Here is a 24,824-nt window from a genome sequence, read left to right as displayed (position 1 = left end):
CATGAAATTTAGTGTAATAATACCAGTATATAATGCAGCAAACTTTATTCAACGTTGTGTTGATTCTATCTTAACTCAAACCTATAAAAATATAGAAGTATTATTGGTTGATGATGGTTCAACAGATAACTCAAGAGAAATTTGTAACCAAATACAAGAATCTGACATGCGCGTAAAGGTCATTCATCAACAAAATACAGGGGCAGCAGGTGCCAGAAATAATGGGATTACACATGCTATTGGAGATTATCTACTGTTTCCAGACAGTGACGACTATTATCTGATAAGCGAAGGTCTTGAAGAAATAGCTGGTATATTGGAAAAATCTCAAGCGGATATCTTATTTTTTGATCATATCATTTATAAGGGAGGAGATTTTGGTAATCTTTCTTCTGATCTAACAAAAGAAGAAATTGATAAGAGCGATAATGTACTAAACACTTTAATTAAGAAAGATAAGTTAACAAGATCTGCTTGGACTAAAGTTGTGAAAAGGCAGTTAATTATTGATAATCAAATTTCTTTCCCTGATGTACGCCAAACAGAAGATACAGGATTTACTGCGGATCTTTTAAGGGTTGCTGAGACTTTTGACTGGTATGATAAGAAATTTTATGCATATGTTAAACACCCAAATAGCATCACCGCTAAAAGATTAACTAAACAAACTATTGATTACTCTTTCCATGTGTTAACAGAGGCTGTCAAAAAAAGAGAGACTATAGCCGATTCTTCTCGCCAACTCTCTTATGACGCCTATTTAGCCTATCCTTATATAGTATTGTTAGGACAAGTAAAAGAAGCAATGAATCGAGGGGTGTTAATTTCTGACGATATTTTGATAAGGTTAAAAGATTACTCCTTTTTGATTAAAACGGAACTGAACCCGAGTACACGTCCCATCCGTTTAATGTATAAGGTTTTGGGATACCGTATGACAGTTTTGATTCTAGGTTTTATTATGAATCAAACGTATAAAAAACAAGGAGTATAATGTGGAATATAGTTTGACAATTCTTACCCCTACGTATAACCGAGCATATATTTTGCCTAAACTTTATGAAAGCTTAACCAAGCAAACTAATTTGCAATTTACATGGTTAGTAGTTGATGATGGAAGCAGTGATAATACTGAAGAATTAATTAATGATTTTATCAAAGAAAAAAAGATAGAGATTATATACATCAAGCAAGAAAATGGAGGGAAGCATCGCGCTTTAAATACAGGGGCTAAGGCAGTAACAACTGATGCTGTATTTATTGTAGACAGTGATGATTACTTGACTCCTGATGCAGTGGAAACAATTCTTAATTCTTGGCATATTGTAGTAGAAAATAAACTTATTGGTATTACATTTCTAAGAGGATATAGTGATACAGAAGTAATAGGAGAAGAATATCCAGAAAATTATCTCATTAAGAACTTCAATGAGGTTAGGTATAATATGGGAATAAAAGGGGATAAGGCTGAAACCCTAGATGCTCAAATTATGAAGTCAACTCCATTTCCAGATATTCCTGGTAAACGTTTCATGAGTGAGGGAGTTGCTTGGAAAGAAATGGCTAAAAAGGGAGATTCACTTTTCATTAATAAAATTATTTATATTACAGAATACCTTGCAGATGGTTATACAAGTTCTGGCAGAATGTTACTCATCAATAATCCACTTGGAGCAATGTTAAACGCAAAGATGGCGATGACAAATGAATTTACCTTAAAACTTCGTTTAAAAAATACCCTTCTATATACTGCGTACGGATATGTCGCACATAAGAGGAGAAAAGAGATTGTTCAAGAAAGTGATCAAAAGTTTCTTGTGCAATCAATGATTCCATTTGGATGGCTATTTTATCGATACTGGAAGTTTAAATATAAATTTTAAGTAGAAGGATTGAAAGGAAAAATAATGAAAACAGTCTTAGTTGCAGGAACATTTGATATTATACATGAGAGTCACATCAATATGCTTAAGAATGCGCGTAATCTTGGTGATCGCTTGATTGTTATGGTTTCTACGGATGAGTTTAACTGGAATGAAAAGCAAAAACGTGCTTATCAAGAATATGATACAAGAAAATATATTTTGGAAGCTATCCGCTATGTTGACTTAGTTGTACCAGAGCAGTCATGGGATGATAAAGCGCTCTATATTGATATGTTTGACGTTGATATTTTTGCCATGGGAGACGACTGGCGGGGCAAATTTGATGGTCTTAAAGAACAATTCCCAAATTTAAAAACAATGTATTTTCCACGTGGAAAAACATCTTCTTCTAAAATAAAAAAAGACCTTTGGGAAATGTATCAAGAAAAAGAATAAAGATTCATAGGTGCAAATGGAGAACCCATGTTAGAAAAAAATATACTACGATTAAAAAGAAGGATGTCATACATGATTTTGTGTATGATTTTTGGCGTTCTTTCCCTGAACGTGCTATTTGTCCCAGTAAAAGCACAGACTGCACAAGCAGATAAGCTATTTACAAGGATTGAAGTGAGCAATAATGGTACGCCAGTTATAAATACTTCGTTCAATGCCTTGAATGTCGAGGTTGCTATGCAACAAATCAAGATGGGGCAATTCTCGCAAAAATTTCTGGAAGGGGGAGCTTGGAAGACTTTTCTCCAAAATGCACCATCATGGATGAAAGTTCAAGGAAATGAAGTTCTTTTTGATAATGGTTTAAGGTTTGGTCCAGGTATTACACTGAATGACACAGATGCTAGAAAAGTTATGAACAGTATCTTGGTTTCTAATGGGAAGCCGATTATTTCCGAATTAAACTTAGAGACTTCAAATATACCAGAGTCACCTGTTGCTTTTTATCAGCCTGGAAAATATTCAAATAAATTCACCGACCAACAGGGAATTGCAGAAACGAGTATAAGCCCGGGTTTAACAGCTATTTTAAATGCTCAACTGAACTATGTGAAGCTCATTGATGTGCGACAAAGTGGTCAAATGTTTAATATTGATTTGGAAAACACTAGTCCTGACTTAGATTTTAAATTAGAAGGTGTTACCCCGGAAGAAAAAACGAATTTTGGACAGTATGTCATTTCTCTAGACCGTAATTTAGACTACCGTCTTGTGATTAAGAAACACTTATTAGAGATGACAGATGGCTTGACTTTATCTTTGCCTGCAAACTCCCAGATGGTTATTGATTCGATTGAAAGTTCAAATCCTGAAGTAAGTATTGCTCTAAATGAACTTGCATTCGATGAAGCTACAGCAAATGCCCCATCACCTGTTGTGGCTGCAACTGTCGGCTTTGGTAAAAATTTAGATCAAGATGTAGATGTTGTAATAAAGGCACATATGAATAAAGCATTGATTGCATCGACGAATACGCTTAATCTTAATCTAAAATTACAAGCAACAACAAATCAAACAGGGAATGGAGTAGAACTAGCGACGAGCCCTAACCTAGTTACTTCTGGAATTAACTTTGCAATGTTTGATGGTCAAAAATTATCCTTGGAATCGGGTGCAGAGTATGTTCTTGGACGTGTAAGAGGTGATGCTAAAGAAATTTATTTATCTGATGGCTCTTGGAAAACCGTAAATCATTTGAACGATGATCTTGCTTCTATTGGTGAAGTGATTAAAGGAGGACGAAGATATATAATTACTTCTGGTAGTATAGAAATTCCTCTAGCTACGACTCGATTTAACTTTGAAATCAATAATAATCAAGAGATTAACCGCTCTCTTATTCAAATCTATGGACTAAGTAAGGGTGAAAAGTATTTTCTATACCAAACGAAGGCTGCACAAAACTATAAGCAAAATAATAAAATTCATTATTTTGATGTAGACTATTCTAATCGAATTTCGAGAGATGGCACGCTTATGAGTGAAAGTACACTTTCAAAATCAGATACACCTCTTCCGACTCTTAATGGTACTATTCCAGATTTTTCAGCAGGGGAAAATGAATATCATACGCTGCTAATTAGTGATGATGCGGTAGAGGAGAGAGATGTTCTTAAAAAAATAAGTGTTGGTATTATAGTTCTAATTATCTTAAGTGTTGTCAGTGTGTTTGTGGTCATTAAATTTTTGTAAGGAGGGGTGATGAAAATTAAAGAAATTAAAAATACTGAGAAAAATCTTCATAAAATTTATTTCACAGTAGCAGTAGTAATCGGATTCATTCTTTCTGTTGGAATGCCCTTGTTTAGCGAACCAGATGGTCAATGGCATTATTCAGTGAGCTCGAACATTGCACGTCTTAGTAATGACTTGTCTGCCTATGGTGAACCTGTGGGAACAAGTATGAGCGTTCAAAAAGTTGCCTATCAACGAGGCAATTGGTTTGAGAAGTACTTTGAAAATCAAATTGTGAAAATGCCGATAGAAAAAATTCCAAGAACGAATAGCATACCCCCTATTTTAAATTTTAATTTTCTAGGGCATGTTGTACCAGCTCTTGGGGTATGGCTAGGTTACCATATTTATCCATCTGTTGGTGTTATGGTTGTTGTCGGACGATTAGTGTCTAGTTTAATTGCTAGTTTTGCGATTTGCATGATTATTAAGTATGTGAAGCGGGGCAAGTTGCTTTTTATGGCACTTTCTCTGTCACCTGTGATCGCAGCTACAATGGCAAGTTTATCCTATGATACACTTTCTTATATTGCGGCATTATTGGTCTTTATGATTACGATTAATGTTTACGAGGCTAAGCATCTAGATTGGAAGTATGGCCTAGGGATGCTTGCAACTACGGCTTTCGTTATGGTAGGGACCAAAACAAATATAAAGATTTTAGTCGCTCTTTTTCCGCTGGTGATTTTTATACTATTTCTCCAACGCCGAAAAGAGCTTGGGAAGAATACTTTCATTAACTTAAGCAATAAAAAACTTATAATTTTGAGTGTTATGGGTCTAGGGCTGTTTGCTTTATCCTTAGGAGTTGCTTTCGCTCTTAAACCTAGTTTATTATTTTCTGCTTACCGTCTCGTTATTAATTTTACTGTAAATTTAGCACCAGGTCTGTCAACAAACAACATGTTTATCGGTTTACTTGCTTCGCCCTACCCCGCCTATAATCATATGCCTTATTGGGTAGCTGGCGCTTGGTATATTCTTTTGCTACTCGTAATGCTTGCTGAAGAGAAGTTCGTAACGTCAAAACTATTGAGTTTAGGTGCTTTAGGAGTCTTTCTTGCAAACTTTTTAGGCGTTTATCATGGTTTTCTATCGTTTTTAGGTGGTGGGCATAATCCTGCACCTAATAATATCGTGGTGGGCTCAATTTATGGTCAACAAGGGAGATATTTTACCCCCTTTATTCCTTTGCTCCTTTTAGGTATAGCTAATACGTCCATTCCCCTTAAGGTTTCATCTAAACATTCCTTACTCTATTTAACTGTAGGTTTGGCCTTTATTTCTAATTTTATATTAGTTTTTGCCACTTTATTCGGTATCAATTATCTATAAAAAAACTGCGATATTATTCGCAGTTTTTTTTATTTTAAAGTATTGTAGAAGCGATTAAGAAATGCTGCCATCTCTCCGCGAGTGATGCTAGCATCAGGTCTAAAGGTTGTTGGAGTATAACCTGTAGTAATCCCTTTTGATTTCAACCAGTTGATATCATTTTTGAACATATTACCATTTATATCTTGGAAAGAAGAAGTATATGTTCCTGAAGCTGGTGCTTTCCCCATAGCTTTAGCTGTACGATGCAAGAAGGCTGCCATTTGACCACGTGTAACATTTCCATTTGGATTGTAGTGCGGTGCTGTACCATTTGAAATGTTTGCTGCTGTCAACCATAGGATTTGATTTTTATATTGGTTAACATCAGTATAAACGTTAAATGGAGGATTGTAACTTGGTAAGCCTGCTAATCGGTTAATAAAGACAGCCATCTCTCCGCGCGTGACATTTGCATCAGGGTTATAAGTCGTTGGAGTATAACCTGTGGTAATACCGACACTATAATTCCAGTTGATATAATTTTTATAGATAGAGTGAGAGATGTCTTTAAATGGTGAAGTCCCGGGATGTTTTACGGGAAGATTAACAAATTTCACAGGTATTCTAGGAAGTTTACCATTGCTAAAGATATTAGCATAATCAATACTTACATCCAAAGGACTACGTCGACTAAAATTAGTGAAGTACATCTGACTCGTATACTGCCATGAGCCAAATTGTGTGTTTTGGAGATTACCAGAACTTGGTTTACCGTAAAGATATTGTGCAATCCAAAGATTTTTTGCACCTAATTTACTTGGTTCCATCTGTCCAACACCATCTACAGCCCAAGCTTTTGAAGCATAATGACGTGTGATAGCAAAGCCTTGCTTTTTAAGTTGATCCGCAAAGTTTTGTGAGGCAACCGTCCAGTCCCAGTAAGGCATGGTTCCCACGCTATCTTTTGGAACATACTCGGCATCGTTAATCATGACAGTACTTGTTGAAAGGCCGTACTGTTTAGCAACATTTGCAAAGAAATTAGCTTCTGCTCGTGCAGTATTGTTAACAGTCGCTTGAGCCGTTTTTCCTGACTCTGAGAAATGTGAAAAGTGGTAAACAGCAACAGTTAGTCCAGCATTTTTAGCCATCTGAATTTGAGCTTTAGCTGCGGGGTTAACATAGGTTGTGCTCTCTGTCAGTTTAACAATCACTGTCTTAACACCTTGTGCTTTAAGTTGATTGAAATCACTCTGTGTCATCCAATCTTGCCAAGAGGCGATATCGACAGCATCTTTTCGTGGTAGACTTGTATCATTGGACACCAGGTCAGATGGGGCATTTCTTAAACTGGCTTGAGCAGTCTCCTCCTCGTCGGCAATGGAGCGACGCATTCTGCTGGAAACTTTTGGAGTTTCAGGTTCTTCTGGGATTTCGTCCTTTACTGTCTGCCCTTCTTCATCGACGGGTGCTAAGTTTCCTTGAGCATCAATAGGAGCGGTCATTGGATTTTCTTCGGTTTGTACTTCAGCGTAATACCCCATCGGGTGATTGTCCACAGGTACTTCAGCAGTATCTGCTTGTGCTGTATGAGCAGCGAGTGTTATGAAACATAATCCGGTAAATATGGTTGCTTTTTTTAAAGTGAACATTATTTCCTCATTACTATTTTTACTTTTTTTATTAACCATCTTTTATTTTAACAAAAAGCTTAAATCAAAAAAAGTAGTTTACAAAAAATATTGACAAATATGGTAAAAAATCATTGAAATACCTAAAAGATAGTGATAGAATAGTAAAAATATATATTTGGAGGATAAATTTAATGTCAAATTGGGAAACAAAGTTTTTGAAGAAGGGTTACACTTTTGATGATGTGTTATTGATTCCAGCGGAATCGCATGTACTACCAAACGAGGTGGACATGAGTACCAAACTAGCGAAGAACTTGACATTGAATATTCCGATGATATCTGCTGCAATGGATACTGTAACAGATAGTAAAATGGCAATTTCAATGGCACGTCAAGGCGGACTTGGTGTTATTCACAAAAATATGAGTATCGCTGAGCAGGCTGAAGAAGTGCACAAAGTAAAACGTTCAGAGTCTGGCGTTATTACTGATCCATTCTTCTTGACACCTGAGCATAAGATTGAAGAAGCAGAGAATTTGATGGCTACTTACCGTATTTCAGGTGTACCAATTGTTGAAACATTGGAAAATCGTAAACTTGTAGGTATCTTGACAAACCGTGACCTTCGTTTTGTTTCGAACTATAATCAAGAAATCAAAAATGTCATGACTTCTGAAAACTTGATTACAGCGCCTGTTGGTACTTCATTGCGTGAAGCTGAGGAAGCACTTCAAAAACACAAAATTGAAAAATTGCCGTTAGTTGATGAGAGCGGTAAGCTGGCAGGTTTGATCACAATCAAAGATATTGAACGTGTGATTGAATTCCCTAATGCTGCAAAAGATAGCCAAGGTCGTCTTTTGGTTGCGGCAGCCGTTGGTGTAACCTCTGATACTTTTGATCGTGCAGAAGCTCTCTTTGCAGCTGGTGCCGATGCTATTGTCATCGATACTGCGCACGGTCATTCAGCAGGTGTATTACGTAAAATCAAAGAAATTCGTGAACACTTCCCAGAACGTACATTGATTGCAGGGAATATTGCTACTGGTGAAGGTGCACGCGCACTCTTTGAAGCTGGTGTTGATGTTGTTAAAGTCGGAATTGGTCCAGGTTCAATCTGTACTACACGTGTTGTAGCAGGTGTTGGTGTGCCACAAATCACAGCTATTTATGATGCGGCAGCAGTTGCGCGTGAATACGGTAAAACAATCATCGCCGATGGCGGAATCAAATACTCTGGCGATATCGTTAAAGCTTTGGCAGCAGGAGGCGATGCAGTAATGCTTGGCTCAATGCTTGCCGGTACAGACGAATTACCAGGTGAGTTCGAAATCTTCCAAGGACGTAAATTTAAAACATACCGTGGTATGGGTTCACTTGCAGCAATGAAGAAAGGTTCAAGTGACCGTTACTTCCAAGGCTCTGTCAATGAAGCAAATAAATTGGTTCCTGAAGGTATCGAAGGTCGGGTAGCCTATAAAGGTACAGCGACCGATATCGTTTTCCAAATGGTTGGTGGCTTGAAGTCAGGTATGGGCTACACTGGAGCAGCTGATATCCTTGCTTTACATGAGTCAGCACAATTTATCGAAATGTCAGGTGCTGGTCTGAAAGAATCACACCCACATGATGTTCAAATTACAAAAGAAGCTCCAAACTATTCCGTACAATAAGCGAAAAGGCAGAGGTAATCTGCTTTTTTATTTTATATATCCAGTTGACAAACCTACAGCCATTTGATAGAATATTAGGAGTGCTCTTTAAGAGTAAATACGAAAATGAAATGGGGTGAAATCAATGTCAAAAACTATCGTTCGTAAAAATGAATCGCTTGACGACGCTCTCCGCCGTTTCAAACGTTCAGTAACAAAAGCTGGAACTCTTCAAGAGCTCCGCAAACGTGAACACTACGAAAAACCTTCTGTAAAAGCTAAACGTAAATCAGAAGCTGCACGTAAACGTAAAAAATTCTAATTGAAAATTTTGAACCTGCCTTTGGGCAGGTTTTTTTTATTACTCTTGCCTTTATTCGGCATCGAGAAAGGATATTAAGTATTCAACAAAGCTTATTATAAATTTTCTGCTCATTTTTTTGAAAAAATTGTGATAACTTGCTAACTTTATCGTATTAATAAATAAGCTTAGCTAAGGAGGGCAATGATGATACAGGTTTTGGCAAAAACTCTTTTACAAAAAGCAGTAGATCAGATGGTGCATGATCTTTACTTAGTAGCATTAGAAGGGAGGTATTCTCTATATTTTCGTACAGCAACAGAAAGGAGATTTGAAGAAGAAGTATCCCTTGAAGAAGGGCAAGCTCTGATCGCTCATATGAAATTTTTATCTGGTATGAATCTAGGAGAAAGTAGACGGGTACAGTTGGGGGCTTGCACTTATAGCTTAGATAAAGGTAAGCAACGCTTACGTTTATCTACTGTCGGGGATTTTCATGGTCAAGAAAGTATGGTTATTCGATTCTTGCATCATCAACAAAACCAACTTTATTTTTGGAACTCAGAGCTTTTTAGCACTTTTATGGGTGGAAGAGGACTTTATCTGTTTTCAGGACCTGTGGGGTCAGGTAAGACCAGCCTTATGTACAAGTTTGCAAGAGAGTATTTTAAGGATCAACAAGTTATTTGTATAGAAGATCCTGTGGAGTTAGTGGAAGCTGAGTTTTTACAACTTCAAGTCAATAAAGTTATAGGGAATGATTACGATGCCTTGATTAAACTTTCTCTTCGCCATAGACCTGATTTACTCATTGTTGGTGAAATTAGGGACAGTCAGACGGCTAAGGCTGTGCTTCGTGCAAGCTTGACTGGGTATACGGTGTTCTCCACTGTTCATGCACGCTCAATATCGGGTGTAGTTGCACGCCTAAAAGAACTTGGATTAACTGATTGGGAACTACAATCCAGTCTTCAGCGAGTGATTTATCAGCGATTAATTGCAGGAAAGGGATTACTTGTTTGTGAAAAAGAAAAGTTTGAAGAATGGCAACCAGACGAATGGAATGGCCAGATTGATCAGTTGGTTGCAGATGGATTTATCTCAGCTGCTACAGCTGCGCGTGAAAAAATTGAGTTTAGCGAAGCAGATTAAACTTATTCAACTCATGAATAATCTTTTCAAAAGTGGTTTCCACCTCTCTGAAATTATTGATTTTCTTGAACGGTCGGGATTAACGGAGGCATATTTTATTTCCAAAATGCGTGAAGGTTTACTCAATGGACAAAGTTTCTCTGGTATTTTAGCGAAGCTCAAATTTTATGAGGATATTGTGACTCAGCTCTCTTTGGCCGAGTCTCATGGGAATGTTGAGTATACTTTGGGGCTGATTGAAGAAAAACTGATACGCGTTTTGAACATCCGCAGAAAGCTCATCCAAGTCTCCACTTACCCGCTCGTTCTTCTGGCATTTCTAATCTTTATCATGCTAGGCTTGAAAAATTATTTACTGCCTCAACTGGACGAAAACAGAGGATTAGCAACTTATGCTATACAAAATCTTCCGACCATCTTTTTAGGGTGCCTCTTCGGTTTGCTTGTTTTCTTTTACCTGTGCAGATACTATTGGAAGAAAAAAACTGCTTTAGAAGCGATGAGGCTGATGGTTAAAATACCTTTTGTTGGCCGTTTTGTCCAGCTTTATTTGACGGCTTATTTTTCAAGAGAATGGGGAAACTTAATTGCCCAAGCAGTTGACTTACGTCAGATTTGTTTCATTATGCAAGAACAAAAAAGTCGAATCTTCAAAGAATTTGGTGTTGAATTCCTTCAAATATTAGATAGTGGTCAGAAGTTTGAAGATGCTCTTCGATTTTACCCCATATTTACCAAGGAGCTGGCATTAATTGTGGAATATGGTGAACTAAAGGCTAAGCTAGGGCAAGAGTTAATGGTTTTTTCTGAAGAAAGCTGGTCGCTCTTTTTTGAAAGAGTCGAAAGAGCAATGCAACTTATCCAGCCTATTGTTTTCTTGCTGGTGGGTTTGTTGATTATATTAATTTATGCTGCAATGCTACTTCCTATATATAGCAATATGGGAAACTTGATTTGAAAGAATAAGGAGGAAGAAATGGAAAAAAAGAGGTTCAAAGCTTTTACTTTAATTGAAATGCTTGTCGTCTTACTTATTATCAGTGTTTTACTTTTATTGTTTGTTCCAAACTTGGCTAAAGAAAAGAAGAATATCCAAAATACAGGTCAAGCAGCAGTTGTTAAAGTTGTCGAAGGGCAAGCCGAACTTTATCAACTTGATAAACAGGATGGTCCAAGTTTAGGGAAACTTGTCTCCGGTGGGTTAATTACACAGAAGCAAGCCGATAGCTACAATGATTATTATACTAAGAACCCTAATGCAAAACGTAATGTCCCGAATTAAAGCTTTAACTTTACTGGAGAGTTTACTCGTTCTTTTCCTATGCTCTTTTGTTCTTTTTCTATTTTCAAGTTCGGTGAAACAAAGTGTGAGGATAGCACGTTCAGAGATTTTTATTTTACAATTTGAACGTCTGTATAAGGATACCCAGCGCATGGCTGGACTAAAGGGGCAGCGACAGACATTGAGTGCGCGTAATGGCACACTATATAGCCAAGAAGAAATGTTGAAAGTCCCAGAGGAGGCTGAAATAAATGATTTCTCTATTACTTTTGATCAAAAATCAGGCAATTCGAGCCTACAAAAAATCACAATATTTCTTCCCTATCAGAAAAAAACGATCTCTTATCAATTGGAAATTGGAAGTGGAAAATATAAGAAGAGAATCACTTGAGGCTTATCTTTTACTGGAAAGCTTGGTTGCTATGAGTTTGCTTGTCTTTTTTGTCACGGTTGTTTTAGAACAAGTTATTCAGGTTAAGAAACAGACAGAGATGGAAAATAGGGAAATAGAGGCTCTAAATGTTGCATATATGGCAATAAACACGGGGAAAAAACATTTAAACTTAAATGGTGTGCAGATTTCGATTGAGGAAACTACTTCGCAAATGACTGTCCGTGAATCAGGAGAGGTATTAATTGTTCTTGAAAAAAAATAATGTTACGGCTTTTACTCTCATGGAGGCATTACTCGCTTTACTCGTGTTAGCGGGCACTTTTTCCTTATTTCTAGATATGACGAAAATTTTTCATGAAGAAGTGAAACGTGCAACAACAGACTATACCCAAGACTGGCAACTTTTTTGCAGTCTGTTAAGAAGTGAACTCGAGGGAGCAAGCTTAGATAAGGTGGAAAACAACTATCTTTATGTTCGTAAACACGTTCATCTGAGATTTGGCCTTTCATCTCAGGGCGATTTTCGTAAAACCAATGCTAATGGTCGAGGTTATCAACCCTTGATTCATCATTTAAAAAAGGCTAAGATTGATCAAGAGGGGGAGCAGATAACAATTACTTTATCTTTTGAAAAAGGAGGAGACCGCATATTCCTTTACAAGTTTTCAGAAAAAGAAAGCTAAAAGCTAGTATTTTGCTCTATACATTGGTAATCTCCCTTCTTTTCAGTTTACTTTTACAGTATTATTTTCAAGGAGCAATTAATGCTAGGAAACAGCGCTTACTACAACGAGAGCAGCTCCAAATGCAGTTAAGAGAAAAGCTTTTCGAGCGAGAGAAGACACATATCAAATAAAAAATTAGTTAACCGGTAGTTAACCAGTTGACATTATTTTGGATTTATATTATACTAGCTTTATGAAAAAATATACCCTCTTATTGCTTATCCCAGTCTTGCTCTTTTTGACAGCTTGCCAAAAAACAGCAAGTGATAAACCACAAATTGTGACATCTTTTGAGCCAATGTATGAGTTTACAAAAGCTGTTGCTGGTGATAAAGTTGACATTGTTAATATTGTTCCGGCCAATCAAGAAGCGCATGATTTTGAACCAAGTGCAAAAGACATGACCATTTTGACAAATGCGGATGCCATTATTTATAATTCAAAATATCTTGAAAAATGGGCCCCTTCTGTAAAAAATAAAGGTGTTAAAATAGAAGCAAGTACACCCGTAGAAAAAATTGGTGATGACCCGCATACATGGGTAAGCCCTAAAGCAGCTCTACTTGAAGTTCGCTACATTGCAGACGAATTATCAAAAAAATTCCCCGAATATAAAGAAGACTTTACTAAAAACGCTGATGAGTATATTGGGAAGTTGAAAAAAATAGACCAAGATTTTGATCAATTGAAAAATGCTAAGAATAAAACATTTATTACACAGCACGAAGCTTTTGGCTATCTGGGGCGTGATTATGGTTTGACAACCATTGCTATTACAGGCCTCGACCCTGAAGCGGAACCTTCAAGTGCGACATTGATTAAACTAAAAAATGAGATGCAAAAAGCAAATTTAAATACTGTTTATTTTGAAGATAATTCTAGCAGTAAGCTTGCAGAAACTTTAGCCAAGGAAGCAGGAGCTAAATTGTTGGTGATTAACCCTGTTGAGGGCTTGACCGATGAACAAAAAAAATCAGGTGAAAGTTACCTGACAATTATGGAAGAAAATCTAAAATCATTGAAAGAAACAATTAAATAACACTTAAGTTTATTTTAAGAAGCGTCCACTATAATAAAGACCTTCCTAAAAAAATCTTTTCATAAAACTCCTAAGGTCTACTTTATCTAAAGTAGGCTTTTTTTGTCATGATAAAAAGTTTGGCTAGGTGCTATAACTACAATTGATTCTTCCGTAAATGGATGTGTGAAATATATTTTTTCTGCGTGAAGCATCATGCGCTGATTTTTTAACGCTGAATTATAGAGTGGATCACCGATGATAGGATGCCCTTCACTGGAAAGATGAACACGTATTTGGTGTGTACGACCGGTATCTAGAGTACAGCTCACAAGGCTGTTTCGACGTCCTTTTTCGAGTACAGTTACATGCGTAATAGCTCTTTTCCCGTTTTCACTGGTAATGTATTTTTTTCTATTGTGACGATTTCTTCCGATATTTTTATTGAGGATTAAGCTTTTTTCGTTAAAATAACCTTGTATGAGTGCCAAATAAGAGCGATGGATTTTATTTTCCTCAAACATTTTACCTAGAATGGGCAAGATCAATTGATTCTTGGCAAAGAGGACTGCTCCAGAAGTTTCCGTGTCCAAGCGGTAAACGACATGTACGGGGTGCTTCAAACGAGCTGCCACGTGATTTTGTAAGGCGATTTCCTCAGACGTGTTGCCATGAGTTTTCATACCTTCGGGTTTATTGACAATCACAAGATGTTCATCTTCATATAAGATATGAGCAAGTTGGGGATTTCCTTCTGGAACATCAAGTAGCTTGAAATCGCCGACATCAAAAATAAGGGTAATTTCGTCTTGGGGTTCCACATGCTCCTCCCAGTTTACTAAACGACCGTTACGGAAGACATGTTTTTTCGTACGTAGCAGATGCCTTTGTTTACGAGGGATAAGCCAAGTCTGTTCAAGTAAATGCGAAACACTTTGCTTTTTAATATTTTTTGGTAAAATTAAACTAAATTTCATATAGAATATTGTAACACAAAGGTTTTTTTGTTAGAATAGGCAAAATATAGAATGCAAAAGGATTTTTAAAAAATCATGTCAGAAAAAGATCAAAATTTTAGCCGACGTGCTAAAAACAAGAAATTGTCTAAAAAAATCGAAGATAATAATATAGAAGAAAAAGAAATAAAAGAAGCGGAAGTTCCGCTTGAAGACCTTAAGGGTATAAAAAAATATTTGAGATTGATGGCGCCTTATACAGATAAAATAAGGCAATTTTTACGCCCAGTAAAACGTTTCTGGAAGAAGTATAATTTAACTAAAATTACGATTATTGCTATTTTAGTTATGATTCTTGCTGTTGGTTCTTACTTGTTCTATTTGGCAAAAACGGCCAATGTTTCCATTTTACAAAAATCTATTGATGCGCAAACACAAATTGTGGATAAAAATGGCGATGAGGCAGGGTTACTTTATGGAAGTAAAGGGTCTACAGTTAAGTTTGACGAGATAAGCGACAATATTAAAAATGCAGTTGTCGCGACCGAAGACCGCACTTTTTATAAGAACCATGGAGTTAATCTGAGCCGTTTTAGCTTGGCAGTTGTTACCTTGGGACGTTTTGGTGGTGGTTCTACCATCACACAGCAGTTGGCCAAAAATGCATACCTTACTCAGAAACAAACGATTGACCGTAAAGCTCGGGAATTTTTCCTCGCTTTAGAAATTAATAAACACTACAGTAAACAAGATATTCTTACAATGTATCTGAATAACGCTTATTTTGGAAATGGTGTTTGGGGGATTGAAGATGCTAGTCGGAAGTACTTTGGAGTATCAGCAGATGCAGTGACCGTAGATGAGGCCGCTACACTTGCGGGGATGCTGAAAGGCCCAGAAATTTATAACCCGCTTTATCAGGATGGGAAATATGCGACACCGCGACGAGATACGGTACTGCAGAATATGGTCAGTGCAGGCTACCTCACGCAGTCCGAAGCAGACAGTTATGCATCGGTCAATCTGGCCTCTCGGGTAAAAGATACTTATGTTTCTCAGTCAGAAGCTTATAAGTACCCAAGCTATTTCAATGCTGTGATTGCGGAAGCTGAACGTAAATACGGCCTTAGCTTGCAGGACATTATGAATGACGGTTATAAGATTTATACAACTTTGGATCAGAACAAGCAGGCAGGGATGCAGGTTACTTATGACAATGCTGCACTTTTCCCACAAGCTGCGGACGGAACGCATGCACAGTCTGGTTCGGTGGCAATTAATCCGAAAACAGGGGGAGTCGAAGCTCTTGTCGGCAATGTCACTTCGGAAGACCATAACAGCTTCCTTGACTTCAATTATGCCACACAATCAAAACGTTCGACAGGTTCAGTTATCAAGCCGCTAATAGCCTATCTGCCAGCAGTTCAAGCAGGTTGGCCAATTGATAAAGTATTGGAGGATAAACCAACAACCTATCCGAATAACTGGCAACCACAAAATTACAGCGGTGAGTATCTTGGGACTGTACCAATGTATCAAGCTCTGGCAAACTCTTACAATATTCCTGCAATTAATACTTATCGCGACATCACTCCAGAAAAAGGGAATGCTGTTGGTCGCGAGTTTGGTTTAAATCTTACGAAAGATAATGACATTCTTCCAACCGTTCTAGGTTCTGGTATTGAAACCAATCCTTGGGAAATGGCGCAAGCATTTGCAACTTTTGCGAACGAAGGTGTAATGAACAGCGCGCATTTGATTACTAAAATCGAAAATGCGGCTGGGGATACAATCGCAACAGCCAACGTGACACAGAAACGGATCATGACCAAAGAAGTAGCAGAGAAGATGAATTCGATGATGTTGGGAACATTTACCAATGGTTCAGCTTGGAATGCTGCACCGGCAAGTTACGCAATGGCAGGTAAAACAGGAACAAATAATACGACAGACCAATGGGTGGTTGGTTATACACCTGATATTGCGATTGCACTATGGATTGGTTTCCCGAATGAGACAAATGAGCAGCAACAACTACAAGGTTCTTCTGAGGGGCAACCTTCAGTCATCTTCCGGAATATAGCCAGCTATTTGCTCCCTTATACAGATGGAACTGCCTTTACAGCTGAAAATGCCTATGCTATGCATAATATCGCACCGATAACTCCATCTTGGACAGCTCTACGTGATCAACAAGATGCAATTGTTTATCAAGAGCAAAGTGCACAAAACAGTTCAGGAAATATGCCACAAACAGAAGATTCTAGCAATGATTCTTCTGAAAAAGGTAGCGGATTTGATTTCCAAAAAACAGTAGATGATGCTAAAAATGCTACCAAAGATGTTTGGGATAAAATTACTGGTTTTTTTGGTAGGTAAATTGTTCTAAAACAGCATGAAAAGTGATAGAATAAGGGTAGTGCATAGGTGAGAAAAAGAGTCATGCCACGGCTCTTTTTCTTGCAAATATATGTAAAAAATTATTGGAATAAAAATATAAAAAGAGAATAATAAAAGTGAAGCTTACTTTTTAGAAGGAGGACAGTTTTGGAAGCAAAAAAACGCTACGTAACAGGTTTTAATGGCTTACGTACCCTTGGGGTTCTTGCTGTCATTTTGTATCATCTTTATCCACAGAAAATCCAAGGGGGATTTTTAGGCGTTGTTCTCTTCTTTGTGTTGTCCGGCTACTTAGTCACGGATTCACTACTAAGAGAATATACTAAAACTAAAAAGATAAGACCACTTAAGTTTTGGGGGAAGAGAGCCAAACGTATTTATCCCATGCTCTTGGCTGTTTTCTTGATTGTTTCGCCCTATTTGTTTTTCTTCCAACAAAATCAGATGAAGGGTCTCAGATCCAACTTCCTTTCAAGCATTTTTATGGTGCAAAACTGGTGGCAAATTCAGCAGGGATCCTCCTATTTTGCTGATGCCGCAGGAGAATCACCTTTTAAGCATATATATTATCTGGCGATTGAAGGACAATTCTTTATTTTCTGGCCGCTTATCATGATTTTCTTGGTGAAAGTCATTCGAAGTCAGAAGCATAATTTCCTTCTGACAAACTTTTTAGCACTCCTTTCATTGATTCTGATGATTGCCCAGTATAAGGTTGGTCAAGACCCAACGCGTGTATACTATGGAACAGATACGCGTATCTTCAGTCTCTTGATGGGAGCAAGTATGGCTTTCATTTGGCCAATGAATAAAATGCCTGCCAAGCTGAATAAGAAGGGGCAAGTTTTTGGCCGTAATCTTTTATGGGGAGTTCTTGCTCTGACTTTAGTCTTGTATGTTTTTATGCCAGCACAAAGTCCAGTTACCTACTACGGTGGTCTTTGGTTTGTTAGCCTCTTGACAATGTTGTTAATCCTTTTAGTCGTTCATCCACGATTAAAAGCAAATAAAATATTCTCAAATAAACTTTTTGACTATATTGGATCACGCTCCTATGGGATTTATCTCTGGCAATTGCCAGTCTTTGCTTTGGTTGCTGCTAAAGTTGTTAATCCGACAAGTTGGTACAATGTCATTTGGCAGCTGGCCTTGATTCTTGCCCTATCTGAGTTTTCATATCGCTTTATTGAACGCCCGCTTGTTGCTTACGATTACAGTAACTTATGGCCTTGGGTAATGACAAAAGTTGAGCAAGTCAAGAAAGAAAAATGGCGTGCCTTACCCGTCCGTGTAATCCTAGTGTCTGCTTTAGTATTTGCTTCACTCGTTATGATCCTTACTTCTCCAAAATCACCACATGATCAGCAGGTTTTAGAAGCTCGAATTATGGAACAACAAAAAGCGCTTGAAGCTGCAAACTTAAAAGCTGCTAATGCGCGTGTCAGCACGCCACTGAAGACAATTGCTGAAAAATATGGCGTTGATCCAGTGGTTGCCGAAAGAGCAAGTAAGATGCAAATCTTTGCAGTTGGTGATTCCGTGATGGTGGCGGGGTCAACCACTCTACAGGAAGCCTTCCCAAGAATGACGATAAAAGCTGTTGTTGGTGAGCAAGTAGATGGTGGTGCGACTATTTTAGCAGAGAATAAAGAAGCAGTTGAAAAAGCAGATGCTGTCTTAATTGGTCTTGGAACTAATGGCACACTGACCGTTGGCAATACAAATTATGTGGAAAAGATTATGGAAGAAGTTGGCGATAAGCCGGTCTTCTGGATTAATAATCAAATGCCACGTCCGTGGGAAAGCAATAACAATGAACAATTAGAAGCGATGGCGAAGAAGTATCCCAACTTGACGATCATCGATTGGCATGGCTTATCAGCAAATCAAAGTTCATGGTTCTATAGTGATGCTATCCATCCGAAGGACCAAGGGGCAATTAATTATACACGCCTTGTCTTAGAAAATATGACAAAAAAATAGAGAGATTTGTATTTTTCTCTTAGTTCTGCTAAAATAATAGCATGTTAAAAAAAGCAGGATTAGCCTGTACGGTGTGCGGTTCGAGAAACTATTCTCTTCAACTGTCAGGTACAGCAAAAGAAAAACGCATAGAAGTTAAGAAGTTTTGCTCGCGTTGTGGCAAGCATACTTTGCATAAGGAAACGAGATAAGTCAAATGTTTAAATTTATTGGAAGTGTTGTCAAAGAAATGAAGTTAACAACGTGGCCGACACGTAAACAGTCTGTCATTGATTTTTTCATGGTTATTGAGTATACAGTTTTCTTCCTCATCTTTTTGATGATCTTTGACTGGGTAACACAAAATGGTATCACAAGTGCTGTACAACATCTGCTTCCATTTGTACGTAATTAGTGATATAATGAAGAAAGAGGCGAAAGCCTTTTTCTTATACAATCCGTTCAGAACATGAACTCATCAATTTGAAACTAAAAAAATAAAAAACAATAAAGAGGTACTCCAATGGACGAAAGTACATTAACAAGTTTTGACCAAGGCTGGTTTGTTATTCAAACTTATTCTGGTTACGAGAAAAAAGTAAAAGAAGATTTGCTTGAACGTGCAGAACTTTATAACATGGCAGATAAAATTCTTCGTGTTGAAATTCCGACAGAAACAGTTCGCTCAGAAGTGAACGGTAAGATGAAAGATGTTGAAGAAAATCTCTTCCCAGGTTATGTTTTGGTAGAAATGAACATGACAGATGAAGCTTGGTTTATCGTTCGTAATACACCGAACGTTACAGGTTTCGTTGGATCACACGGTAACCGTTCAAAACCAACACCACTTTTTGAAGAAGAAATTCAAGAAATCCTTATCGGTATGGGTAAAGTCGTACGTGAAATTGACTTTGATATCTTTGTGGGTAAACGTGTACGTATCATTGATGGTGCCTTCTCAGGATTTGAAGCACCTATTACTGAAGTTCTAGGCGACGATAAGATTAAAGTTATGGTCGATATGTTTGGTCGTGAAACTCCAGTAGAACTTGACTTACACCAAATTGAAGAAGTTGAAGGATAAAAAATAAGAGCGTATCATTAAGGGTGCGCTCTTATTTATTAAGTATATGAAATCTACAAAAGAAATATTAAAATTCGCCCTGCCGGCAGTTGTTGAGAACTTTCTGCAAATGCTAGTAGGAATTAGTGACACTTTTCTGGTTACCCGAATTGGCCTCACAGCTGTAGCAGGCGTGTCACTAGCCAATAATATTATCACCGTTTATCAGGCCGTTTTCATTGCTTTAGGGACAATTTTATCAAGTTTCTTGGCACGTGCAATGTCCAAAAAAATGGTAAATGCAGGAATAAAACTGACGGTCTTATTGGGAGGGACTATTGGAATCCTCACTGCTCTTTTTGCGCAACCTCTCGTGCATTTTTTTGGCGGGCGTGGAGAAGTAGCGACTTTAGGTCAAGAGTACCTCCTTCTGGTTGGGGGGACAATTATTTTGCTGGCCTTAATGACAAGTTTTGGGGCTATTATCAGAGCAAATGGAGACAGCCGTACACCAATGTATGCAAGTCTTTTAACCAATATTCTAAATATCTTTCTCTCAGCTCTTTTGATATTTGTTTTTCACATGGGAATCATGGGAGCTGCCTTAGGTGCAACCCTTTCAAGAGCAGTAGCGCTTTTATATCTATGGAAGAAACTCAAAGATAAGGATTTACAACCAACGAAAAACTTTTTCTCAGAAAAAATAAGTAGAGAACTGATTTTGTTGACCATTCCTGCTGCTGGTAAACGTTTAGCGATGCGTTTGGGTAATTTGGTGATTATGGTGCTTATTATATCTCTTGGAGATCGTGTCTTTGCGGGAAATGCGATTGGGGAAAGTATTACTCAGTTCAACTATATGCCCGCTTTCGGGTTAGCTACTGTAACAGTTATTTTGGTTGCTCAAGAGTTTGGACAACATAACTATGTAGCTATTCAATCATATATTAAAAGAACTTACTGGTTGGCGACAGGGATGATGTTATGTATTGGTTTGCTTCTTGTATTGGTCTCTACATCTTTAAGCAATCTTTTTACCACAGATACTGTCGCTATAGCTTCAAGTAATACCGTTATTCTTTTTTCTTTTTTGGCAACTTTTTTTGTCACAGGAACGACCACTTATACGGCAGCTTTTCAAGGAATAGGCAATGCAAAGTTTCCTTTATATACGACCATCATTGGTATGCTTATTATACGTGTGGGTCTCGGATATATACTGAGTCAAACCTTTACTCTTGGATTAGAAGGTATCTGGCTTGCTGTACTTGCAGATAATCTTTTCCGCTTCATTTTTTTAAAATTTAATTTTGACAGGAGATTAAAAAGATCTCTTACAAAATAAAAAACCTCTATATATAAATAGAGGTTTTTTATTAAATTTTATTTTGAAAGTTCTTTTTCTTTCAAAAGATCACGAATTTCGCGTAAAGTATCTAGTTCATCAGTAGAAACAATCTCTTCCTCCTCTTCCTTTTTAGGGAAGAGTTTGTTGATGGCTTTTATGAGAATGAAGATGACAAAGGCTGTAATCAGGAAGTTTAAAACATCATTTAAGAAAGCACCATAAGCAAAAGTTGCACCAGCAACCTTAACTGACATTTGTGTTAAAGCACCATCTTGAACAAAAAGACCAATAAGTGGGTTGATAAGGTTATTTACCAAAGAAGTGACAATGGCCGTAAAAGCAGCACCAATGATAACACCAACTGCCAAGTCTAAGACATTACCACGTAAAATAAATTCTTTGAATTCTTTAATCATAAGATCTCCTATATAAATTAATATGTATTTATTACTATTATATAGTATTTCTAAAAACATGTGAATTATTCTGTCGCAAAATATCAGCGTAATAAAGGGGAAGCGTATCAAGAACATATTTTAGTTGAAGCAAAATAAATTAAATAAAAGTGAATTATACTCTTGACAAGCCAAAGCCGCTTTGATAGAATAGATAGGTGCTGTAAAAATTACAGTATTAGCGACGAAGCGAGAGGTTGCGACACACCCGAAAGTATTGCCATACTTCAGTGTCGGTTTTCCCGCTGAGCTAGCCTATTAACAAATAGACGAAGGAGAAAAAATGGCAACTAAAAAAATCCGTATCCGCCTCAAAGCATACGAACACCGTATCCTTGACGCTGCTGCTGAAAAAATTGTAGAAACTGCAAAACGTACAAACGCAGAAGTAAGTGGTCCAATCCCACTTCCAACTGACCGTAGCGTCTACACAGTTATCCGCGCGACTCACAAATACAAAGACTCTCGCGAACAATTTGAAATGCGTACACACAAACGTTTGATCGACATCATCGAACCAACACAAAAAACTGTTGACTCATTGATGAAACTTGATCTTCCAAGTGGCGTAAACATCGAAATTAAATTATAAGAAAGGTAATTCTCATGTCAAAAGGAATCTTAGGGAAAAAAGTGGGAATGACTCAAATCTTCACAGAAAACGGTAAATTGATCCCCGTAACTGTGATCGAAGCAACTCCGAACGTTGTGCTTCAAACAAAAACTGTCGATACAGACGGTTATGAAGCTGTTCAAGTTGGTTTCGATGACAAACGTGAAGTTTTGTCTAACAAACCTGCCAAAGGTCATGTAGCTAAAGCTAACACAGCTCCTAAGCGCTTCATTCGTGAATTCAAAGGAATCGAAGGCTTAGAAGTTGGATCAGAAATTAAAGTTGATACTTTCGAAGCTGGAGATGTCGTTGATGTTACCGGTACTTCTAAAGGTAAAGGTTTCCAAGGACCAATCAAACGTTGGGGTCAATCACGCGGGCCAATGGCTCACGGTTCACGTTACCACCGTCGTCCTGGTTCAATGGGTCCTGTTGCAGCTAACAAAGTTCCTAAAGGTAAACGCCTTGCAGGACGTATGGGTAACAAAAAAGTTACTGTACAAAACCTTGTTATCGCTCAAGTACTTCCAGAACAAAACGTTATCCTTGTAAAAGGTAACGTACCTGGATCTAAAAAATCATTGATCGTTATTAAATCAGCGATCAAATCTAAATAATAAGGAAAGGAGATAGATTATAATGGCAAAAGTATCATTATTTAAACAAGACGGCACACAAGCTGGTGAAGTAACACTTAACGATGCAGTGTTTGGTATCGAACCAAACGAAACTGTAGTATTTGATGTCGTTCTTTCACAACGTGCTAGCCTCCGTCAAGGTACACACGCTCATAAAAACCGTTCACTCGTATCTGGTGGCGGTAAAAAACCATGGCGTCAAAAAGGAACTGGACGTGCCCGTCAAGGTTCAATCCGCTCACCACAATTCCGTGGTGGTGGTACTGTCTTCGGTCCTAACCCACGTAGCTATGCTTACAAACTTCCACAAAAAGTACGTCAGTTGGCTCTTAAATCAGCTTACTCACAAAAAGTTATCGACAACACACTCTTGGCTGTTGACGAGTTGAACTTCTCAGCACCAAAAACTAGCGAATTCGCTAAAGTTCTTGAAGCTCTTTCAATCGAACGTAAAGTGCTTGTTGTTCTTCCTAACGAAGGTAACGAATTTGCAGAACTCTCTGCTCGTAACCTTAAAAACGTGAAAGTATCAACTGCTAGCTCAGTAAGCGTACTTGATCTTGTAAACACTGACAAAGTTCTTGCTACTCAAGCAGCTCTGTCTCAAATTGAGGAGGTTCTTGCATAATGTCTCTTTATGACGTAATCCGTAAACCAATTATTACAGAAGCTTCTATGCAAGCAATGGATCAAAAGAAATACACTTTTGAAGTAGATGCTCGCGCACACAAACTCCTTATCAAACAAGCTGTTGAAGCAGCATTTGAAGGTGTTCAAGTTGCATCTGTAAACACAATCAGCGTTAAGCCTAAAGCTAAACGTGTTGGTCGTTACACAGGTTTCAAACCTGGCTACAAAAAAGCAATTATCACTTTGACTGAAGGTTCAAAATCTATTGATATCTTCGGCGAAGACGCAGAATAATAGAGGAGGAAAATCGTGGGAATTAAAGTTTACAAACCTACCACAAACGGTCGTCGTAACATGACTGGTAGCGATTTTGCAGAAATCACTACAAGTACTCCTGAAAAGAGCTTGCTTGTAAGTCTTAGCAAAAACGCTGGTCGTAACAACCTTGGCCGCATTACAGTACGTCACCATGGTGGCGGACACAAACGTAAATACCGTTTGATCGACTTCAAACGTACAACTGATAACGTAAAAGCTAAAGTTGCTACAATCGAATACGATCCAAACCGTTCAGCGAATATCGCGCTTATCGTATACGAAAATGGTATCAAATCATACATTCTTGCACCTAAAGGTCTTGAAGTTGGTATGACAGTTGTATCTGGTCCTGAATCAGATATCAAAGTTGGTAACGCATTGCCACTTGCTAACATCCCAGTTGGTACTTTGATCCACAACATCGAGATGAAACCTGGTAAAGGTGGACAACTCGTACGTTCAGCTGGTACATCTGCTCAAGTACTTGGTACAGAAGGTAAATACACACTTGTTCGTCTTCAATCAGGCGAAATGCGTATGATTCTTTCAACTTGTCGTGCTACAGTTGGTACAGTTGGTAACGAACAACACAACTTGATCAACTACGGTAAAGCCGGTCGTACACGTTGGCGTGGTATCCGTCCAACAGTTCGTGGTTCTGTAATGAACCCGAATGATCACCCACACGGTGGTGGTGAAGGTAAACAACCTGTTGGTCGTAAATCACCAATGACTCCATGGGGCAAACCAGCTCTTGGTCTCAAAACGCGTAACAAAAACGCACGTTCTAACAAACTTATTGTTAAACGTATCAACGATAAATAATTTTGCAGCATAAGATAAGGATTACT

28 protein-coding genes are annotated in these 24,824 nt (G+C 37.9%); 25 read left to right on the top strand and 3 right to left on the bottom strand.

All coding sequences use genetic code 11. The features are described 5' to 3' along the window. Nucleotide 1 precedes the first annotated feature (1 nt). The 5 genes from VNN39_RS02870 to VNN39_RS02850 are packed head-to-tail and all read left to right on the top strand — an operon-like array spanning nt 2 to nt 5,450. Entirely contained in the window at nt 2–994 is a 993-nt protein-coding gene (locus tag VNN39_RS02870; protein WP_270264590.1) for a glycosyltransferase family 2 protein, read from the top strand. A gap of 1 nt (nt 995) precedes the next feature. Next, on the top strand, nt 996–1,883 hold the full coding sequence (locus VNN39_RS02865) for a glycosyltransferase family A protein (RefSeq protein ID WP_338997829.1): 888 nt from the start codon (nt 996–998) through the stop codon (nt 1,881–1,883). Between the two features lie 24 nt (nt 1,884–1,907). Further along, nucleotides 1,908–2,321 (top strand): glycerol-3-phosphate cytidylyltransferase, encoded by a 414-nt coding sequence (gene tagD, locus VNN39_RS02860; protein ID WP_096368804.1) that lies wholly within the window; start codon nt 1,908–1,910, stop codon nt 2,319–2,321. A 27-nt stretch (nt 2,322–2,348) separates the two neighbouring features. Further along, nucleotides 2,349–4,073 (top strand): surface protein, encoded by a 1,725-nt coding sequence (locus VNN39_RS02855; RefSeq protein ID WP_338997828.1) that lies wholly within the window; start codon nt 2,349–2,351, stop codon nt 4,071–4,073. Between the two features lie 9 nt (nt 4,074–4,082). Continuing rightward, complete coding sequence (locus tag VNN39_RS02850; RefSeq protein WP_096368802.1) at nt 4,083–5,450, top strand: DUF2142 domain-containing protein; 1,368 nt, start codon at nt 4,083–4,085, stop codon at nt 5,448–5,450. Between the two features lie 29 nt (nt 5,451–5,479). Here the strand turns inward: VNN39_RS02850 and VNN39_RS02845 are convergent, their stop codons facing one another. Continuing rightward, nucleotides 5,480–7,084, bottom strand: coding sequence for a GH25 family lysozyme (locus VNN39_RS02845; RefSeq protein ID WP_339007215.1), 1,605 nt, complete (start codon nt 7,082–7,084; stop codon nt 5,480–5,482). Nucleotides 7,085–7,257: 173 nt separating this feature from the next. Here VNN39_RS02845 and guaB point away from each other — a divergent pair, with 173 nt between their 5' ends. From guaB to VNN39_RS02800, 9 genes are all read left to right on the top strand, one after another. After that, nucleotides 7,258–8,739: an IMP dehydrogenase gene (gene guaB / locus VNN39_RS02840; protein ID WP_339007213.1), complete on the top strand. Its 1,482-nt coding sequence runs from the start codon at nt 7,258–7,260 to the stop codon at nt 8,737–8,739. Nucleotides 8,740–8,863: 124 nt separating this feature from the next. Then, nucleotides 8,864–9,040, top strand: a complete 177-nt coding sequence (gene rpsU, locus VNN39_RS02835) for a 30S ribosomal protein S21 (protein ID WP_003134539.1) — start codon at nt 8,864–8,866, stop codon at nt 9,038–9,040. A gap of 186 nt (nt 9,041–9,226) precedes the next feature. After that, nucleotides 9,227–10,171 (top strand): competence type IV pilus ATPase ComGA, encoded by a 945-nt coding sequence (gene comGA / locus VNN39_RS02830; protein ID WP_338997825.1) that lies wholly within the window; start codon nt 9,227–9,229, stop codon nt 10,169–10,171. Beyond that, on the top strand, nt 10,110–11,129 hold the full coding sequence (gene comGB, locus VNN39_RS02825; protein WP_338998085.1) for a competence type IV pilus assembly protein ComGB: 1,020 nt from the start codon (nt 10,110–10,112) through the stop codon (nt 11,127–11,129). Before comGA ends, comGB begins: the two co-directional genes overlap by 62 nt. 18 nt (nt 11,130–11,147) lie before the next feature. Beyond that, a complete protein-coding gene (gene comGC, locus VNN39_RS02820) occupies nt 11,148–11,453 on the top strand; it encodes a competence type IV pilus major pilin ComGC (protein WP_017368746.1) in 306 nt (101 codons plus the stop codon). After that, the gene (gene comGD, locus VNN39_RS02815) at nt 11,428–11,844 is read left to right on the top strand and encodes a competence type IV pilus minor pilin ComGD (RefSeq protein WP_165711775.1); all 417 of its coding nucleotides are present in this window, start codon (nt 11,428–11,430) and stop codon (nt 11,842–11,844) included. Before comGC ends, comGD begins: the two co-directional genes overlap by 26 nt. A 31-nt stretch (nt 11,845–11,875) precedes the next feature. Further along, nucleotides 11,876–12,109, top strand: coding sequence for a competence type IV pilus minor pilin ComGE (gene comGE / locus VNN39_RS02810; RefSeq protein WP_243416060.1), 234 nt, complete (start codon nt 11,876–11,878; stop codon nt 12,107–12,109). Further along, nucleotides 12,090–12,530 carry a competence type IV pilus minor pilin ComGF gene (gene comGF, locus VNN39_RS02805; RefSeq protein ID WP_017368749.1) on the top strand — a complete coding sequence of 147 codons (441 nt, stop codon included), beginning with the start codon at nt 12,090–12,092 and terminating at the stop codon, nt 12,528–12,530. Before comGE ends, comGF begins: the two co-directional genes overlap by 20 nt. A gap of 235 nt (nt 12,531–12,765) precedes the next feature. Next, on the top strand, nt 12,766–13,611 hold the full coding sequence (locus tag VNN39_RS02800; RefSeq protein ID WP_017368750.1) for a metal ABC transporter solute-binding protein, Zn/Mn family: 846 nt from the start codon (nt 12,766–12,768) through the stop codon (nt 13,609–13,611). 86 nt (nt 13,612–13,697) lie between these two features. Here VNN39_RS02800 and VNN39_RS02795 read toward each other — a convergent pair whose 3' ends face one another. After that, complete coding sequence (locus VNN39_RS02795; protein WP_338997824.1) at nt 13,698–14,567, bottom strand: RluA family pseudouridine synthase; 870 nt, start codon at nt 14,565–14,567, stop codon at nt 13,698–13,700. Nucleotides 14,568–14,642: 75 nt separating this feature from the next. Here VNN39_RS02795 and VNN39_RS02790 point away from each other — a divergent pair, with 75 nt between their 5' ends. From VNN39_RS02790 to VNN39_RS02765, 6 genes are all read left to right on the top strand, one after another. After that, nucleotides 14,643–16,925, top strand: a complete 2,283-nt coding sequence (locus VNN39_RS02790; RefSeq protein ID WP_096368794.1) for a PBP1A family penicillin-binding protein — start codon at nt 14,643–14,645, stop codon at nt 16,923–16,925. 168 nt (nt 16,926–17,093) lie between these two features. Beyond that, nucleotides 17,094–18,929 (top strand): acyltransferase family protein, encoded by a 1,836-nt coding sequence (locus VNN39_RS02785; RefSeq protein WP_339007211.1) that lies wholly within the window; start codon nt 17,094–17,096, stop codon nt 18,927–18,929. 41 nt (nt 18,930–18,970) lie between these two features. Further along, nucleotides 18,971–19,120 (top strand): 50S ribosomal protein L33, encoded by a 150-nt coding sequence (gene rpmG / locus VNN39_RS02780; RefSeq protein ID WP_003134525.1) that lies wholly within the window; start codon nt 18,971–18,973, stop codon nt 19,118–19,120. Nucleotides 19,121–19,125: 5 nt separating this feature from the next. Further along, the gene (secE, locus tag VNN39_RS02775; RefSeq protein WP_003133731.1) at nt 19,126–19,323 is read left to right on the top strand and encodes a preprotein translocase subunit SecE; all 198 of its coding nucleotides are present in this window, start codon (nt 19,126–19,128) and stop codon (nt 19,321–19,323) included. 108 nt (nt 19,324–19,431) lie between these two features. Then, nucleotides 19,432–19,992: a transcription termination/antitermination protein NusG gene (gene nusG / locus VNN39_RS02770; RefSeq protein WP_003133733.1), complete on the top strand. Its 561-nt coding sequence runs from the start codon at nt 19,432–19,434 to the stop codon at nt 19,990–19,992. A 46-nt stretch (nt 19,993–20,038) separates the two neighbouring features. Continuing rightward, the gene (locus VNN39_RS02765; RefSeq protein ID WP_339007209.1) at nt 20,039–21,316 is read left to right on the top strand and encodes an MATE family efflux transporter; all 1,278 of its coding nucleotides are present in this window, start codon (nt 20,039–20,041) and stop codon (nt 21,314–21,316) included. A 38-nt stretch (nt 21,317–21,354) separates the two neighbouring features. Here VNN39_RS02765 and mscL read toward each other — a convergent pair whose 3' ends face one another. After that, a complete protein-coding gene (gene mscL / locus VNN39_RS02760) occupies nt 21,355–21,735 on the bottom strand; it encodes a large-conductance mechanosensitive channel protein MscL (RefSeq protein ID WP_165711783.1) in 381 nt (126 codons plus the stop codon). 322 nt (nt 21,736–22,057) lie between these two features. On the opposite strand from mscL, the gene rpsJ reads away from it, so the two are divergent. Genes rpsJ through rplB form a run of 5 tightly spaced genes read left to right on the top strand, consistent with a single transcriptional unit; the run spans nt 22,058 to nt 24,798 of the window. Next, on the top strand, nt 22,058–22,366 hold the full coding sequence (gene rpsJ, locus VNN39_RS02755; protein WP_003129973.1) for a 30S ribosomal protein S10: 309 nt from the start codon (nt 22,058–22,060) through the stop codon (nt 22,364–22,366). 14 nt (nt 22,367–22,380) lie between these two features. Next, on the top strand, nt 22,381–23,004 hold the full coding sequence (rplC, locus tag VNN39_RS02750) for a 50S ribosomal protein L3 (RefSeq protein WP_339007207.1): 624 nt from the start codon (nt 22,381–22,383) through the stop codon (nt 23,002–23,004). 22 nt (nt 23,005–23,026) lie between these two features. After that, entirely contained in the window at nt 23,027–23,653 is a 627-nt protein-coding gene (gene rplD, locus VNN39_RS02745) for a 50S ribosomal protein L4 (RefSeq protein WP_003133739.1), read from the top strand. Then, the gene (locus VNN39_RS02740; protein ID WP_003134519.1) at nt 23,653–23,949 is read left to right on the top strand and encodes a 50S ribosomal protein L23; all 297 of its coding nucleotides are present in this window, start codon (nt 23,653–23,655) and stop codon (nt 23,947–23,949) included. Before rplD ends, VNN39_RS02740 begins: the two co-directional genes overlap by 1 nt. 15 nt (nt 23,950–23,964) lie before the next feature. Beyond that, nucleotides 23,965–24,798: a 50S ribosomal protein L2 gene (gene rplB, locus VNN39_RS02735; RefSeq protein WP_096368789.1), complete on the top strand. Its 834-nt coding sequence runs from the start codon at nt 23,965–23,967 to the stop codon at nt 24,796–24,798. The last annotated feature ends 26 nt before the right edge of the window (nt 24,799–24,824 follow it).

The sequence above is a fragment of the Lactococcus formosensis genome (assembly GCF_037892375.1).
Classification (GTDB): domain Bacteria; phylum Bacillota; class Bacilli; order Lactobacillales; family Streptococcaceae; genus Lactococcus; species Lactococcus formosensis.
The sequence above is the reverse complement of the archived record's forward strand: the minus strand, read 5'-3'. Positions and strand labels throughout refer to the sequence as shown.